Annotated in this window: 16 protein-coding genes; 12 read left to right on the forward strand and 4 right to left on the reverse strand. The window is 65.9% G+C overall.

The window, feature by feature from the left end:
• Positions 1–8: 8 nt before the first annotated feature.
• From VOI27_RS13115 to VOI27_RS13125, 3 genes are all read right to left on the reverse strand, one after another.
• A complete protein-coding gene (locus VOI27_RS13115; protein WP_323765805.1) occupies positions 9–1043 on the reverse strand; it encodes a hypothetical protein in 1035 nt (344 codons plus the stop codon).
• Between the two features lie 96 nt (positions 1044–1139).
• Positions 1140–1940, reverse strand: coding sequence for an IclR family transcriptional regulator domain-containing protein (locus tag VOI27_RS13120; RefSeq protein WP_323765806.1), 801 nt, complete (start codon positions 1938–1940; stop codon positions 1140–1142).
• A gap of 261 nt (positions 1941–2201) precedes the next feature.
• A complete protein-coding gene (locus VOI27_RS13125) occupies positions 2202–3224 on the reverse strand; it encodes a replication initiation protein (RefSeq protein ID WP_323765807.1) in 1023 nt (340 codons plus the stop codon).
• Between the two features lie 622 nt (positions 3225–3846).
• Between VOI27_RS13125 and VOI27_RS13130 the strand changes: the two genes are divergently transcribed.
• The 5 genes from VOI27_RS13130 (at position 3847) to VOI27_RS13150 (ending at position 8611) form a co-directional block, all read left to right on the forward strand.
• Positions 3847–5049, forward strand: coding sequence for an AAA family ATPase (locus tag VOI27_RS13130; RefSeq protein ID WP_323765808.1), 1203 nt, complete (start codon positions 3847–3849; stop codon positions 5047–5049).
• A complete protein-coding gene (locus VOI27_RS13135; protein WP_323765809.1) occupies positions 5046–6035 on the forward strand; it encodes a ParB/RepB/Spo0J family partition protein in 990 nt (329 codons plus the stop codon). The genes VOI27_RS13130 and VOI27_RS13135 overlap by 4 nt, the downstream gene beginning before the upstream one ends.
• 154 nt (positions 6036–6189) lie before the next feature.
• Positions 6190–7932, forward strand: coding sequence for an L-arabinonate dehydratase (gene araD, locus VOI27_RS13140; RefSeq protein ID WP_323765810.1), 1743 nt, complete (start codon positions 6190–6192; stop codon positions 7930–7932).
• Positions 7933–8054: 122 nt separating this feature from the next.
• Positions 8055–8300, forward strand: coding sequence for a hypothetical protein (locus tag VOI27_RS13145; RefSeq protein WP_323765811.1), 246 nt, complete (start codon positions 8055–8057; stop codon positions 8298–8300).
• 56 nt (positions 8301–8356) lie between these two features.
• Complete coding sequence (locus VOI27_RS13150; protein ID WP_323765812.1) at positions 8357–8611, forward strand: CcdB family protein; 255 nt, start codon at positions 8357–8359, stop codon at positions 8609–8611.
• Between the two features lie 43 nt (positions 8612–8654).
• Here the strand turns inward: VOI27_RS13150 and VOI27_RS13155 are convergent, their stop codons facing one another.
• Positions 8655–9311, reverse strand: coding sequence for a GntR family transcriptional regulator (locus VOI27_RS13155; protein WP_323765813.1), 657 nt, complete (start codon positions 9309–9311; stop codon positions 8655–8657).
• A gap of 138 nt (positions 9312–9449) precedes the next feature.
• Here VOI27_RS13155 and VOI27_RS13160 point away from each other — a divergent pair, with 138 nt between their 5' ends.
• The 7 genes from VOI27_RS13160 to VOI27_RS13190 all read left to right on the forward strand — a co-directional run bounded on the left by VOI27_RS13160 (position 9450) and on the right by VOI27_RS13190 (position 16186).
• Positions 9450–10724 (forward strand): sugar ABC transporter substrate-binding protein, encoded by a 1275-nt coding sequence (locus VOI27_RS13160; RefSeq protein WP_323765814.1) that lies wholly within the window; start codon positions 9450–9452, stop codon positions 10722–10724.
• A 66-nt stretch (positions 10725–10790) separates the two neighbouring features.
• Positions 10791–11675 carry a sugar ABC transporter permease gene (locus VOI27_RS13165; protein WP_323765815.1) on the forward strand — a complete coding sequence of 295 codons (885 nt, stop codon included), beginning with the start codon at positions 10791–10793 and terminating at the stop codon, positions 11673–11675.
• The gene (locus tag VOI27_RS13170) at positions 11672–12487 is read left to right on the forward strand and encodes a carbohydrate ABC transporter permease (RefSeq protein ID WP_323765816.1); all 816 of its coding nucleotides are present in this window, start codon (positions 11672–11674) and stop codon (positions 12485–12487) included. The genes VOI27_RS13165 and VOI27_RS13170 overlap by 4 nt, the downstream gene beginning before the upstream one ends.
• A gap of 13 nt (positions 12488–12500) precedes the next feature.
• Complete coding sequence (locus tag VOI27_RS13175; protein ID WP_323765817.1) at positions 12501–13556, forward strand: ABC transporter ATP-binding protein; 1056 nt, start codon at positions 12501–12503, stop codon at positions 13554–13556.
• 23 nt (positions 13557–13579) lie between these two features.
• Entirely contained in the window at positions 13580–14707 is a 1128-nt protein-coding gene (locus tag VOI27_RS13180; protein WP_323765818.1) for a hypothetical protein, read from the forward strand.
• Positions 14707–15504, forward strand: a complete 798-nt coding sequence (locus tag VOI27_RS13185) for an HpcH/HpaI aldolase family protein (RefSeq protein WP_323765819.1) — start codon at positions 14707–14709, stop codon at positions 15502–15504. The genes VOI27_RS13180 and VOI27_RS13185 overlap by 1 nt, the downstream gene beginning before the upstream one ends.
• The gene (locus VOI27_RS13190; RefSeq protein WP_323765820.1) at positions 15494–16186 is read left to right on the forward strand and encodes an alpha/beta hydrolase; all 693 of its coding nucleotides are present in this window, start codon (positions 15494–15496) and stop codon (positions 16184–16186) included. The genes VOI27_RS13185 and VOI27_RS13190 overlap by 11 nt, the downstream gene beginning before the upstream one ends.
• The last annotated feature ends 51 nt before the right edge of the window (positions 16187–16237 follow it).

Below are 16237 nucleotides of genomic sequence, written 5' to 3' on the forward strand. Positions count from 1 at the left end.
CCGGCGGGCTAGAGCCCGAGCGCGCTGCGGATGGTGTCCAGAACCGCGTCGTCGACCGAGAGCGCGTCGTCGATCAGACTCTCCAGCGCCTCGGGGCCGGTGGGTTCGACCAGTTCGACCCCCCGCGCCTCGGCGACGGAAAGGAATTCGGGATCGGCCAGCATCTCGGCAAAGGCCGCGCGCAGGGCCGCGACACGCGCCTCTGGCACATCCGGGTGCGCGGCGATCGACCGCCCGATGCCGGAGCTGGAGGCGAGGAACCGCATCGCCTTTTTCTGCGCCTCCGTCTGCGCCAGTTCGACGACCGTGGGGACGTCCGTCAGGTCCGGGTGCGGCGTGCTGGCGGCCTGAAACAGCACCTTCAGCTCACCGGCATCCAGCATCTCCTGGTTCGAGGCCTTCAGCCCGGCCCATCCCAAGACCAGCCCGTCCGCCTCGCCCTGAAGCATGGCAAGAAAGGTCTGCCGGGTGTCGTCGAACCCCGAGACGATCTTGAGCCGGGTGTCGGCAAAGGCATTCATCGCCGTCGGAAACACGATGGTGGGCGAGCGCGCCGAGGTGCCGGCAAAGACAACCTCGCCGTCGCGCAGCGCCTCGGCGCTGTCGATCCCGGCGGCGGACGAGACGACGCCGACCGGCACATTGGTGGTGAACCGCCCGATCCAGTTGAAGTTGGCCACATCCACGACACCGCCCAGCAGCCCGAGCGCGGCATCGGTGCCGATGGTCTGCGGGCTGAGCAGCAGCTCGGTGCCGTCGGACTGGCCGACGGTCGCATAATAGCGCGCCGCCTTGGCGCCGCCTGCCCCGGGCATGTTCTGCACGATCACCGTCGGATTGCCGGGAAGGTGATCCGAGAAATGCTCGGCCATCAGCCGGGCGTAGATGTCATAGCCGCTGGCCGGGCCGGCCGGCACGATGACCTTGATCGTCTTGCCGTCGTAGAACTCGGAGATCTCATCGGCGCGCGCCGAGGTGGTCGCTCCGAGGAGCGCAGCCATCGCGACCCCGAGGATGGCGTTCGGAATACCGGATAATTTCATTGTGTGTCCTCCCGTTCACAGCCTAGCGCCAAGCCGGCAATCGCACCAAAGCGTTTCACGCCGGATTTCGGCAGATGAAAACCGCCGGTGGGATTGTCAGCGTTTTGCCGAGGCTTGGCCGATCTCTGCTTCGATGCAGCGGGCGAGCTCGGTTTGCTGCGCGAGGGTGCGTTTGGCGAACTCGGCCTCGTTGTGGGCCTTGGCGCTCCATTGCGTGTTGACCACGGCGACCAGCCGGTCGCGGCGATGGACCGGCACCGCCATCGCCAGAAGCCCGTCATGCTCCTTGCTGTCGTGCCGATAGTCGCCGCCGCGGAAGAACCGCACGCGGGTGCCGAACCCCCTTTCCCGGATTTCGTCGAGGTCGCGCTGCAGCGCGTCAAGGTTCGGCGGCAGCCCCGAGGACGGGCGGCCGTCGCTGATGATCCGGTCGAGCAGGCTGCGCCGGCGCGTCTCGGGGGCAAAGGCCAGATAGGTGCGCCCGGCGGCCGAGGGCAAAAGCGGCACCGAATGGCCGACATGGTTCAGCTTGACCGGAAACGGGCTTTTGGGCCGGTTGGTTTCCACCACGATCAGGCAGGGCAGGCTCGGATGCAGCAGCAGCACGTCGGTCGGCCATTTGACCCGCTCGGCATAGGCCGGCAGCAGGTCGCCCGCCACTTCGACAATGCGATCACGAAAGGTAAGTTTCCGGCCCCATTGCCGGATCGCGTGCCTGAGCTGATACTGCCCCCCGTCCGCGGTCCGCCGCACCAGCCCCTCCTCGGCCAATGCCTCGAGGATGCGCAGCAGCGTGGTTCTGTGGATGCCGGTCCGAAGATGCAGCTCATGCAATGTCGAGGTCTTGTCGCTCAGCGCGGTGAGCACGGCCACGGTTCGATGCACAAGTCGGGTCATGAGGCAAGTCGGGGTCCTGTGTCCTGAGGCGGCGCTGCGGGGGCTGTCGCCGGGGTCGCGGTGGTGCCGCGAGTATAGGCCCGGCGGTTCGGCGAATGACAGGCCATTAGCCGAGAGCACGGTTGGCAGGTCTGACACGTGGCCAAGGCCGGAATTGCCCATGGGCAATTGTCCGCATCCTGTCGCCAGGCCAGATGGCACATTGCCCCCTGCCCCGGTCGATCCCGCCACCGATAAGGCCGCCCGGCACAGCTTCGGGTCTCAAATCGGGTTCTTCTCGGCATAACTGCGGAAGAAGGCCAGGAAAGCGCGGTCGGGGTCCCGGGCCGGCTCCTTGTCGCGGCTCCAGTCGCGCCATTCGCCTTCGACATGATAGATGTCGTAGCCGGGGTGGCGCAGGCGCGCGGTTTCATAGGTCTCGGTGCGCAGCGCGTCGCCGCGGCTTTGCAGCCAGGCCGGGCGCGGCTTGACCTCGGGCTGCACCACCTTGGTCTCGGTGCCGGCCATCCGCGCCTTGCGTCCGACCTTGGAAAAGGTCAGTTCGCGTTCGGCCTGCGCCGAGGTGCCGCTGTCCTTGCGCCACCAGCGCAGCTCGACGTGGGTCACCCGACGGCCGGTCTTTATCGGCTCGATCTCGACCATGTAGTCGCTCAGCGCATTGACCTCGGCCACCGCCGGATCGATGGCCCGCAGCTTGAGGTTCGACCAGGAGGTCAGCTTGCCCTTGGCGACACCGAGGATGCCGCGCAGGTCATCGAGGCTGAAGCGCTCCGACGAGCGATAGCGCAGGTTGCCGCGTTTCTGGATCATCTCGTAGAGCGTCAGCGCATATTTCGACGACAGCGCGAACATCACCTCGCGTTGCAGCCGGGCAAAGACCGTGCTGTCCTTGATGATCCGCCGCAGCCGCTGCGGGATTTCGTATTCGAGCAGGCCGTCGCGCCGCGTCGTCTCGATATTGCCGCCGAGAAGCTGCACCCGCTCGATCGCCTCTTCACCTTCGCGCGTCACCCGGACCTTGACGATCGAGGCCATCAGCCGCTCGATGCTCTCACCCACCCGGTCGTTGGAGTTGTGCGAGCCGCGCAGATCGGCCTTGGCGATCACATGGGTCACCGGCTTCTCGATCGCATCCCAGGCATTTTCGAGAAGCTGGTTGTAGATCCGCCGATCGGCCAGGGTCAGCGGCGTGACCTCGACAAGGTCGACCAGTTCCCCGGGCTTGACGAGGCTCTCGGCGTTTGGCCGCGCCTCGATGGTGCGATATGGTTTTCCTGTCGCCACTTCGATTACCTGACTGCTCTTACTTTTGTAGGCTTTTGTGCGTAAGATATCAGAGCCCGCCCCGCCCGTCCATCACCCGAAACGTAAGCTTTGAAGTTGGGGAACGCCTCCAAGTGATTCGCAAAACCCTGCACCACAAGGCTTTTTTCAAGGGATTTTCCAGCCTGCGGCCGCCACCCGAAACGTAAGCTTTCCGGCCCGCCCAAAGTGTAAGGCCTGCCATCCCGAGTCGTAAGGTCAAAGGTCCCAATCCGTAAGCCATACCACCCCGAAAGGTAGGAGATGCGGCGAAAAGCCGTGGGAAACCAATAATTTGACCTCCATGAACACAGAATCCTAGAATCCTGAACAAGACGGGTTTTTCAAATTTGGATTTTCGGGGGTTTCGCAGGTGGACACCGCCGCGCGTCCCGGCCTCGGAGCACACTCTTACTTTTCGGGTCCTTTGAGGCGTCTGAGGCCTTCAGGGTGCGGTTTCCCCGGTCTCCCCCCTCTCCTTCGCGGCATTTCGGGGGAATAGCGCAACTTCCGCTTCTTACGGGTCACAGCGGAAATTTTCGCACTTGAGGCGGGGCCGGCAACAGTCCATGATTCGCGCGAAACCACCCAACAGAGGTAGGATATGGAGCAGTCGGCCCTTCCCCCCGTTTCCTTGCGTGAACTCGATCAGCTGTCGACCCGGGCCTCCACGGTCATCGCGCGGCTGCGCGACCGGCTTTACGCGCCCGGCACCGAAAAGCAGCTTGAGCTCCGCTTCAACGTCCGCCGCGCCGCCGAGATGGTCGGGCGCAGCGAAAAGGCGATCCGCGATGCCGAAGCCGACGGCCGCCTGCCCGAACCGGAGAAAGACCCCGACACCGGTCGGCGCACCGGCTACAGCCTCACCGAGGTCAACCGCATGCGGCAGGTGTTCGGCACCCTGCCCCACCGCGCGCCCGACGACCCGGCGATGGTTCTGGCGATCCAGAATTTCAAGGGCGGCGTCGGCAAGTCGACCACGGTCTGTCACCTGGCGCAGTATCTCGCACTCAAGGGCTATCGCGTCTGTGTCATCGATTGCGACAGCCAGGCCTCGACGACCTCGATGTTCGGGCTGAACCCGGATGTCGACGTCGATGAGGACGAGGATACGCTATACCCGTTCTTCCGCCATGGCGGCCCGCCGGACCTGTCCTATGCGCTGCGCGCCACCTATTGGCCGAATATCGCGCTGATCCCGGCCAACCTGGGGCTTTACGACGCCGAGTATGAGTTTGCAGCCCGCATGGCGCGCGAGCAGGCCTTCGTGCTCGACCGGCTGCGCCACGGCATCGGCACGATCAAGGATCGCTTTGACGTGATCCTGCTCGATCCGCCGCCGGCGCTGGGGATGTTGTCGCTGTCGGTGCTGCGCGCGGCCGAGGCGCTGATCATCCCGGCGCCGCCCAACAACATCGATTTCGGCTCCACCGCGCATTTCCTCAAGATGCTGGGCGCCACCCTGAACGAATTGGCGCAGGCCGGCGGCGCGCGGGATTATGCCTTTGTTAAGATCCTCGCGACCAAGATGAATGACACCAAATCGGCGCATGTCGCGATCAAACGGATGATGGATGCGGTATTTCCCATGGATATGCTGCTGGCCGTTCAGAAGGACAGCGCCGAGATCGACAATGCAACGGCCAATCTCTCGACGGTCTACGAACTTACCGGCCCGGCGACCCGCAGCGAAACCCACAAACGCTGCCGCGCCTATCTCGATGCGGTGGGCCGCGAGATCGAGACCCTGATCCGCAAGACCTGGCCCAGCCATCATGCGCAGCTGCGCAAGGAAGGAGTGCTATGACCCGCAAACACGATGCGATTTTCGACGATGTCCTCTCTGGACTGGACGCGCCGGCCCCCTCTGACGACCGTGCCGCGGCGCGGTTCCTCAAACGCACCAGCGCAATTTCCGAGCGCATGTCGGGCGAGCTTGAGGAAAAGACCCTGCGTTGGGTCGATCCCGCGCGCTGCCGGATGTGGGACCGCCACAATCGCGAATATAGCCTGCTGAACGAAGACAACTGCCGCGACCTGATCGACGGTATCCGCTCGCAGGGGCGACAGGAATTTCCCGCCATCGTGCGGCCCTCAACCGACCCGGACTATGACTTCGAGGTGATCTGCGGCGCGCGGCGGCACTTTGCCGTCAGCTGGCTCAGGGCCAACAATTACACCCAGTTCAGATACCTGGTCGAACTGCGCGAGCTCTCTGATGAAGAGGCCTTCCGCCTCGCCGATATCGAGAACCGCGACCGGGAAGACATCTCGGATTACGAGCGCGCCATCGATTACGCCGACGCGGTCGAGCGCTATTACGGCGGCCGGCAGAAGGCCATGGCCGAGCGGCTGGAGGTGTCGCAGCCTTGGCTGTCGCGCTATCTTCAGCTGGCGAAGCTGCCGACCGGGATCATCGAGGCCTTTGCCTCGGTGCGTGACATCCGCGAGCGCAACGCCCGCGAGCTGAAGCCATTGCTGGCAGAGCCAGAGGCCGCCGCGCGGATCCTGCAGGAAGCCAGCGCCATTGCCCGCGAGCAGGCACTGGCCCGTCAGGGGCGCGGCGCCTTCATCGACGGTGTTGCGGTGATGCGGCGCTTGGTCCTGGTCGGCAAACCGGCGCAGCCCAAACCGCCGCGAGAAGGCAAACTCTATCGTCGCGGTGCCGGTGAACGCGGTATCGAGGTGCGCCAGAAGGGTCGTAAGGTGCTGATTGAGTTCGAGGACTCGCTGTCGCGCGGGCAGCTCGAGGCGTCCTTTCAGGCCTATCTCAGGGACCGGTTTCCCAACTGACAAAGAAAAATTGCCCGTGGGCAATTGCTGAGGATCGGCCCGGGCGTTGATAAAATTGCCCATGGGCAATCAAACCTTAGGCTCGTACAGAGCCGCCGCCGCACGGCTGACAACAGGTGCAGGGCAGGGCGCGGCCAACCCGAAGGAGGACGTCATGACAGATTCGCGTCGCAAGTCGCCGGATGATCTGCGCAGCGCGCGCTGGTTTGCCCCGGACGACCTGCGCAGCTTTGGTCACCGGTCGCGGATGATGCAGCTGGGCTATGCCGAGGAGGAGTTTCGCGGCAAACCGATCATCGGGGTGCTGAACACCTGGTCCGAGATCAACTCCTGCCACGGACACTTTCCGGAACGGGCCAAGGAAGTGAAGCGCGGCGTGCTGCAGGACGGGGGCTTCCCGATCGAGATGCCGGTGATGTCGGTGGACGAGCAGTTCACCAAACCGACCTCGATGCTCTATCGCAACATGCTGGCGATGGAGACCGAGGAGGTCATCCGCTCGCATCCCTTCGACGGGGTGGTGCTGATGGGCGGTTGCGACAAGACCACGCCGGCGCTGATCATGGGCGCGCTCTCGGCGGGGGTGCCGTTCATCTTCCTGCCAGCGGGGCCGATGTTGAGGGGCAATTATGCCGGCCAGACGCTGGGGTCCGGCTCGGACGCCTGGAAATACTGGGACGAGCGCCGCGCCGGCACCATCTCTGAGACCGAGTGGCGCGGGGTGCAGGGCGGGATCGCGCGCTCGCATGGCGTCTGCATGACCATGGGCACCGCTTCCACCATGACCGCCATCGCCGACTCGTTGGGGCTGACCCTGCCCGGCGCCTCGTCGATCCCGGCGGTGGATGCCAACCACAGCCGCATGGCCGCGGGCTGCGGCCGGCGCATCGTCGAGATGGTCTGGGAGGACATGACGCCGGATCAGATCGTCACCGACGCCTCGGTGCGCAACGCCGCCATCGTCGCCATGGCGACGGGTTGTTCGACCAACGCGGTGGTGCACCTGATCGCCATGGCGCGGCGGGCCGGAGTCGCGCTGACGCTCGACGATCTTGACGCGCTGGGGCGCACCACGCCGCTGCTGGCCAATATCCGGCCGTCGGGGCAGGGCTACCTGATGGAGGATTTCTTCTATGCCGGCGGGCTGCTGGCGATGATGAAGCAGATCGCCGACCGTCTTGACACCTCTTGCAGGACCGTCGCCGGCACCACCGTGGCCGAGAACATCGCCGAGGCGCAGGTCTACAATGACGACGTGATCCGGCCGCTGACGAACCCGGTCTACCACGAAGGCTCACTGGCGGTGCTGCGCGGCAACCTGGCGCCGGACGGGGCGGTGATCAAGCCCGCGGCCTGCGATCCGAGGTTCCACGTGCATGAAGGCCCGTCGCTGGTGTTCGACAGCTATCCCGAGATGAAGGCGGCGGTGGAGGATGAGAGCCTCGAGATCACCCCGGACCACATCATGGTGCTGCGCAACGCCGGGCCGCAGGGCGGGCCGGGCTTTCCGGAGTGGGGGATGCTGCCGATGCCGAAGGCGCTGCTGAAGCAGGGCCACCGCGACATGCTGCGGATCTCGGATGCGCGGATGTCGGGAACGTCCTATGGCGCCTGCGTGTTGCACGTGGCGCCCGAGAGCTTTGTCGGCGGGCCGCTGGCGCTGCTGAAAACCGGCGACAGGGTGCGGATCGACCTGCCGAACCGCGCGCTCGACATGCTGGTGTCCGAGGAGGAACTCGCCGAGCGGCGCGCAGCCTGGACGCCGCCGGAGCCGCGGTTCCAGCGGGGCTGGGGCAAGATGTTCTCGCAACACGTGGGGCAGGCCAACAGCGGCTGCGATTTTGATTATCTGACACGCGAGCATGGCGCTTCGGCGGGCGAGCCGGATATCTTCTGACGCCGGAGGCCAGTGACACCGGGTTGGCGGGTTTGGTGAGGCAAGTTTGAAACGCGGGCAAGGGGTTTGCACATCATGCTGTGTTGCACTATGTGTATGTCGGGTCACATGCGGAGGATGCCATGCCGTCACCCCTGAACATTCGCGATATCGGTCACGACCGCAAAGCCGCGATCGAGTTGCAGGCCAAGGCCACCAATGCCTCGATCGCCGACGTGGTTCGCGGCTGGATCGACGATGGCATCGCTCGAGCGCAGGCCGAACGCGAGAGGGCGGCCTGGATTGCCGCCGCGAGGGATGGCCTGGCCGATGAAGCCCGGCATCTGGAGCAGAACGGACCGACACTTGCCCGGTACAGACGGGTTTGAGCCAGGGATCAGCGGGGCAGGGGGCCCTCCACCGGCTGCGCGATGGCGGTGAGCTCGTGTGCCGTGTTCAGACCGACCTTGGTCTCGAGACGCCCTATATCCTTGTCGCGCCGGTTGTGCCGCGCTCTGACTGGGGGCGGCTGACCCCGAAATTGCACATCCCCTGTGAGCTGGATGGCGTTGCGCATGTCATCCTCATGTCGCAGCTGGTGGCCCTGCCGGGCGCGGACCTCGGGCCGCCGGTCGGGGACGCCTCGGCCTGGCGTGACGATATCGTCGCGGCGGTGGATCTCTTGGTGTCCGGGTTCTAGCAGCACAGGCGCACGCGCGGATCGGCCCGGGCCGGGGAAGGGCTTATTTCCGGGCGCTCTTGCGGCCGGCGAACCGCCGTTCATAGAGCGCTCGGTAGGCCTCGGCCGAGGCGGGCAGGTGGTTGCGCACGCTGGTCTCGTAAGCATCGGTGTCGGTGCCGCGCAGCGCCGCGATGATGGCGAAATGCTGCGCCACCACCGTCGCCATATGCGCGGTGTCGTCGTATTTCACCACCCGGATCGGCTGCGCCATGCGGGCATGTCTGGCGATCATCTCGGCCAGCCGGGGGTTGGTGCAGCAGCTGTATTGCAGCTCGTGGAACTGTTGGTTGAGCTCGTAGACCTCGCGGAAATTGCCCTGCTCGGCGGCCTCGGCATGGCGCTGCGCCAGCGCGTCCAGCGCTTCGGTCACCTCGGCCGGGGCGGGCAGGGGGGTCCGCCGGGCGGCAGAGGTTTCCAGGACGATCCGCAGGTCATAGAGCGTATCGACCTCGTCGGGGGTGTAATCCACCACTTCGACGCCGCGGCGCGGGCGATGCACCAGCAGGCCCTGGTTCTCGAGCTCGGCAAAGGCGTGGCGCACCGCGTGGCGCTTGGCGTCGTAGCTTTCCATGACGCTGTCTTCGGTAATGCGCGTGCCGGGGGCGTAGACCCCGAAGATGATGTCATTTTCCAGTTCGGCCAGCAGTGTCGTCGGCATGAAAGAGCCCCTCGGTGATGTGCTGCCAAAAACCCTAGACAGCCCAAGCAATAATCTCAACGATAAAATTATCAATAATCCTATTGACCGGAATCGACAACCCCTCTAGCTTGACCGCAGTTTCAGAGGGAGGATCACATGAAACATCTCACCAGCGCGCTCGCCATCAGTGCAGCGCTTGCAGGGTCGGCCGTCAGTGCCTGGGAGGCCACCGAGGGCAAGCCTTATGACGGCGAGACCGTGCATGTCCTGGCGGTCAAATCCAGCCAGTTCGAAGCGCATGAAGCGCGGCTTGCGGAATTCGAGGAGGCCACCGGCATCGACGTGGTCTATGACTATGTGCCCTTCCCCAACATGAAGGAAGCGCTGACCACCGAGATGGTCGCCGGCGGCGATTACGACGTGGTGTCGATCATGGATCAATGGGTGCCCTCGCTGCAGATGCTGGTGCAGCCGATCGAGGAGGAGATCGCGGCGCAGGGCATCGACCTGGAGGATTTCCCCGCAGCGCACCTGCGCCATGGCCGGGTCGGCGGCGAGCTGGTGGGCCTGCCGGTGCGCGGTCACGTGCAGCTTCTGTTCTATCGCAAGGACCTGCTGGAGCAGGCCGGCGCCGACGTGCCTTCGACCTGGGACGAGGTGGTGAGCGCGGCCAAGGCAGTGCAGGAGAGCTCTGACGCCGCCGGGATCGCACTGCCCTATGGCAAGCTGAGCGGTCAGAACCTGATGGTCTGGATCAACCTGCTCTGGGGCCATGGCGGCGACCTGTTCGACGAGAGCGGCGAACCGGCCTTTACCTCGGAGGCGGGCATTGCCGCCACCGAGCAATATGTCAGCCTGCTGCGCGACGAACAGATCGCCCCCGCCGGCTCGGCCACCTTTGTCGAGCAGGATGCGGTCAACAGCTTCAAGCAGGGCAATTCGGCGATGCTGCCGGTCTGGTGGTGGGTGCGTTCGCAGCTTTCCGACCCCGAGCAGTCCAAGCTGACCGACGATCAGATCGGCTTTACCTCGCTGCCCTCGGTCGGCGATGCCGACAAGACCACCTTTACCAACACCTGGATCTTTGCCGTCACCGAAGGCGCCGACAACACCGATGCGGCGGCGGAATACCTCGGTTGGCTGACCGATCCGGCGCTCGAGCGCGAGGTGCTGCTGGACGAGAACCTGAGCGAAGTCGTCGCGGTGCATTTCTCGAACCTGCGCGACGAAGAGGTCAACGCGCGGTGGGGCGGGATGCATTCCGCCGCTGCCGATGCGCTGGCCACCGCCGAGGGCATGGACTTTGGCGACAACTGGCCGCGGATCTCCGAGATCCTCGAGACCGCCATCTCCAGCCTCGCCAGCGGCGAAGAGACCGACACCGCCGCGGCGCTGACCCACGCGGCCGAGGAGATCAAGCGCATCCGCTGATCCTCGGCCCAAGGCGCGCCCTGCTCCCCGGGCGCGCCTCCTTTTTCCCTATCACAGAGGTGCGTCATGCAGGACAGGTCCCTGTCTTACCTACTGCTGGTCCCGGCATTCCTGATCGTGCTGGCCACAACGCTCTATCCGCTGGCCTATTCGCTGGTCACGTCGTTCCGCGAATGGGACCTGACCAAGCAACGCCGGCCCGGAGACTTCGTCGGGCTCGACAATTTCGGCCATGCCTTCACCGAGCCGGGGTTTCAGAACTCGCTCTGGGTGACCACGGTTTTCGTGGTGACCAGCGTGATCCTGACCCTTGTGCTGGCGATGGGGCTGGCGCTGCTGCTGCGGCGCAAGGGGCGGATGCACACGTTTACGCGTGTCATTCTGATCCTGCCGTTTGCCATGAGCCCGGCGCTGATCGGTGTCAGCTATCGGTTCATGTTCAACCCCGAGTTCGGCGTCATCGCCAAGGGCCTGGGCGCGGTCTTTCCGGCGCTCGAAGGCGTGCCGTGGCTCGCGAGCCCGGACCTTGCCATGGCGATCCTCGTGCTGACCGATGTCTGGCACTGGGCGCCCTACATGACCTTCATGTGCCTCGGCGGACTGGCCTCTGTGCCGCGTGAGACCGAGGAGGCGGCGCGGATCGACGGTGCCTCGAGCCTGCGGATCATCTTTGGCATCGTGCTGCCGCAGATGAAGGGCGTGCTGCTGGTGATCGCCGTGCTCAAGACGATCTTTGCGCTGAAGATGTTCGACCAGGTGGTGACGCTCACCGGCGGCGGCCCCGGCACCTCGACCGAGACGCTGGCCTACTTCATCTTCAACGTCGGCTTCAAATGGTACGACATGGGCTATGCCTCGGCACTGGCCTGGATCCTCACCGCAATCATGATGCTGATCTCGGTCTGGTACGTCCGGATGCTGCTCAGCGAAAGAAAGATGGCCACGGCATGAGAAAATCAATCCTCTGGTGGGTCGAGCGCGCGCTGCTGCTCTTGATCTCCACCATCGTCCTTTTCCCCATCGCCTGGATGTTCCTGACCGCGTTCAAACGCCCGCGCGATGCCTATTCCCTGTCGCTCGACTTCAGCCCGACGCTGTCGAACTTCGTCACCGTCTTTTCCGACCCCTGGAACCTGGGCGACATGGTGCTGAACTCGGTGATCGTCGCCTCGGTGACCGTGTTGATCGCGGTGCCTTGCGCCTCGCTCGCGGCCTATTCCTTCTCGCGGTTCCGGGTGAAGGGGCGGAAGTTCCTGTTCTTCCTGATCCTGTCGACCCAGTTCATCCCGGCGGTGGTGATCGTGCTGCCCTTCTTCCTGATGTTCCGCTCGCTCGGGCTTCTGGACACGCGGGTGGCGCTGATCGTGGTCAATCTGGCGATCGTGACGCCCTTCGTGATCTGGATGATCAAGGGGTTCATCGATGCCATCCCCACCGACAGCGAGGAGGCGGCGATGATCGACGGTGCGTCACGTCTGCGGGTGATCAAGGACATCGTGCTGCCGATGGCGGCGCCGGGCATCCTGACCTCGTCGATCTTCTGTTTCATCCTGACCTGGAACGAGTTCCTGTTTGCGCTGATCCTGACGCGCCGCGATGCCGTCACCCTGCCGGTGGGTCTGGTCAGCTTCCGCACCGAGCGCGGCGACCTGTGGGAGCTGATGAGCGCCGCCGGGGTCATGATCACGGTGCCGATCTTCATCATGGCGCTGCTCATCCAGAAACATTTCACGCGCGGCATGACCGCCGGCGCAGTCAAGTAAGGGGGCCCGGGATATGGCCGAAGTACAACTCGTCGATGTCGAAAAGCGCTATGGCGACTTCCTCGCCGTGCCGAAACAGAGCCTGACCATCGAGGAGGGCGAGTTCCTTGTCCTGCTCGGGCCCTCGGGCTGCGGCAAGACCACCACCATGCGGATGATCGCCGGGCTCGAGGACATCACCTCTGGCGACCTGATGATCGCCGGCGAGCGGGCCAACGACAAGCCGCCCAAGGACCGCGATATCGCCATGGTGTTCCAGAACTACGGGCTCTACCCGCATATGACCGTGGGTGAGAACATCGGCTATCCGCTCAAGCTGCGCGGCATGGACCGCAAGGCGCGCGAGGCCCGGGTGCAGCAGACCGCCGAGAAGGTCGAGCTGCAGGCGCTGCTCAAGCGCCGGCCGTCGGAGCTCTCGGGCGGTCAGCGCCAGCGGGTTGCCTTGGCCCGCGCCATTGTGCGGACGCCAAAGATCTTCCTGATGGACGAGCCGCTGTCGAACCTCGACGCCAAGCTGCGGGTGACCATGCGGGCCGAGCTGAAGCACCTGCATCACGAGCTGGGGGTGACCACCGTCTATGTCACCCATGACCAGATGGAGGCGATGACGCTGGCGAGCCGCGTTGCCATCATGCGCGAAGGGCGCATCGTGCAGCTCGATACGCCCAAGAAGATCTACTCCGAGCCGGCCGATCTCTTCGTCGCGGGCTTCATCGGCTCGCCGTCAATGAACCTCGCCGAGGGTCGGATCAGCGGCGGCCGGTTCGAGGCGCCCGGCGTCTCGCTGCCGGTGGCCGGGGCTGACCGGGGCGACGTGGTGCTGGGCATCCGGCCGGAGGATCTGCAGCTTACCCGCGACGGCGACGCGCCGATCTCGGGCCGGCTCTACGCGCTGGAGCTGACTGGCGACTCGACGCTGGTGACCCTGCGCAACGGCGCCACCTCGATCTGTGCCCGCGGCCCGGCGGATTTCGAAGCCCCGATCGACGCGCCCTGCGCGCTGGCCCCCAAGCCCGGTGCCCGCATCCACCTGTTTGACAAGAAAACCGGCCAGCGCCTCGACGCCTGACCGCACCCGAAAGGACCCCGACAATGACCAGACTGACCCAATCAGAGGCCGAGGCGCGCCACGTCAGGCGCGACGACTACGTCTCCTGCACCGTGGCCTTCATCGACTGCAAGAAGCCCGGCTCGCACCTCAAGGAAAACTACTCGATCATCGGCCCCGGCGTGACCTCGTCCGGCGAACAGGTGATCAACCTGCCGGAACCGCACGGCTTCAACATCGGTGCCGCCGCGATGCCCAACGGCATCACCAACAACCTGCACATCCATTTCACCGCCGAGGTCTTCATCGTGCAGAAGGGCGAATGGACCTTCCGCTGGGGCTCTGACGGCGAGAACGAGATCACCGGCCGCGAAGGCGATATCGTCTCGGTGCCGACGTGGATGTTCCGCGGCTTCACCAATGCCGGTCCGGATGACGGCTGGCTGTTCACCGTGCTGGGCGGCGACAACACCGGCGGCGTGATCTTCCACCCCGAGATCATCCGCGAGGCGGCCGACTATGGCCTCTACATCTCGAACGACAACACGCTGATCGACGCCTCGAAGGGCGACGCGGTGCCGGACGAGGACGGCCGCATCCCGCCGATGCCGGAGGCCGAGCTGGCCGGTCTGCGACAGGTCTCGCCCGAGCAGATGGCCGAGCGGGTGGTGGCCGCCGGCGCCCGCGATTTCCGCCCCGGTTTCGTCGATGCCGGCCTGCCGGGCTGCGGTGCCGAGCTGGCGCCGGTGATCGGCTTTGGCCTGACCCAGAACCGCGAGCATGTCACCCCGATCAGCAACCCGCATGGTTTCTCGGTCGAGTGGCTGCGGATCGGGAAGGGGGGGCGGGTCAGCCCGTTCACCCTGGACGACAAGATGGTGCTGATCCTGCGCGAGGGCCGGGTCCGGCTGACCCTCAACGAGGCCGCCGACGTGACCGTCGAGCTGTCTGAGCGCGACACCTATTCGATCCCCGCCGGGGTGGTCCGGTCGATCGAGGCGATGGGCGACACCGCGGCCGAGGCGCTGGTTGTGGTCTCTGGAGATCACCGCAAGCGGCCGGAATTCACCGATGAGGTGATCGCGGCGGCGCGCGCGGCCGGACAGGCGCTCGACGCCGGCGGTTACGTGGCCAAGGCGGCGCTGCTGCCCAGCTATCGGCGGGCCGGCTGATGCGCGAGAACCTTGTCAGACGCCGCCTCGCGGCAGGAGAGGTCGTGGTCAACGGCTGGCTCTCTATCGGGTCGAGCTATTCGGCCGAGGGCATCGGGCATTCCGGCGCGCATGCGGTCACGGTCGATCTGCAACACGGGATGATGGGCTTTCAGGAGGCGCTGCACATGCTGCAGGCGCTGTCGGCCACCCCGGCAGTTCCGCTGGTGCGGGTGCCCGATCTCGATCCGGCGAAGATCATGCATCTGCTCGATGCCGGGGCCTATGGCATCATCTGCCCGATGATCTCGACCCCCGAACAGGCCGCGGCCTTCGTCGCCGCCTGCCGCTATCCGCCGCATGGCAACCGCAGCTTCGGGCCGTCGCGCGGGCTGCTTTACGGCGGCAAGGACTATGTCGCCGAGGCCAACGCGACGGTGATGGCGATCCCGATGATCGAGACCGCCGAGGCGGTCGAACGGATCGACGAGATCCTCGAGGTCGACGGGATCGACATGCTCTATGTCGGGCCGAACGACCTGGCCTTTGCGATGGATGGTCACGTGGGCTTTCCGCGCCCGAAATCCGAGGCCGGCATTGCCACGGTGCTGGCAGCAGCGCAGCGCAAATCGGTGCCGGTCGGCATCTTCTGCGCCCATGCCGAGGAGGCCCGGGCGCGCCATGCCCAGGGCTGTGCGCTGGTGACGCCCGGCAATGACTTCGGCCATCTGACCCGCAGCATGTCGGGCGCGGTCGCGGCCCTGCTGGACGATCCCGAGGCGGCCCCGCGACCGGCCGCGGCGGCGCATGGCTATTGACCTGACCGACGGGCGGCCCTGGGTCCTGTTGCCGGGGACGCTTTGTTCCGGGGCGGTGTTCGACGGGGTTCTGGCGGCGCTCGGCGTCGCCGGGGCCGCCCGCCGCCCGCTGGCGATGCGTCACCCGAGCGTCGAGGACTACCTGCCGGAGCTGCGGGCGGCCTGCTCTCCGGGTGCGGTGGTCTGCGGCTTTTCGCTGGGGGCGCTGGTGGCCGCGCAGCTGGCTGACCGGTTGCCGGCGGGCGCCTTTGTGCTCTTCGGGCTGAACCCCCATGCCGACGACCCGGCCAAGCGCCCCGACCGGCAGGCGCTGGCGGCAGAGGTGACCGGGCAGGGCGGCGCTGCGGCGATGGGCGGGCGGCTGCCGCCGCTATACGGGTCCGATCCCGAGGGCGCGCGCCGGCTGATCCTCGACATGGCGGACAAGACCGCAGGCGACATCGTGGCGCAGACCGGGCTGGCGCTGTCGCGGCCCGACGCCTTGCCGGCGCTGTCACGCTGCCGGGCGCCGGTCGGGCTGTTCACCGGCACGCAGGACGGGGTGACCCCGCTGGCGCTGGCGCAAACGGCGGCGGCTGCGGCGCCGGAGGGCCGGGCGCTGGGGCTCGCGGGCCTTGGCCATTACGCGCTGATCGAGGACCCCGCGGCCTGCGCGGCGGCGGTGCTGCGCTGGCAGGGCTGACCGGGCAGGCGAGACGGAACCGCAGGGCTCCGGCGCGCCTTCTCCTTCGCC

Origin of the sequence: Marinovum sp. (assembly GCF_034669705.1) — a bacterium.
GTDB lineage: Bacteria > Pseudomonadota > Alphaproteobacteria > Rhodobacterales > Rhodobacteraceae > Marinovum.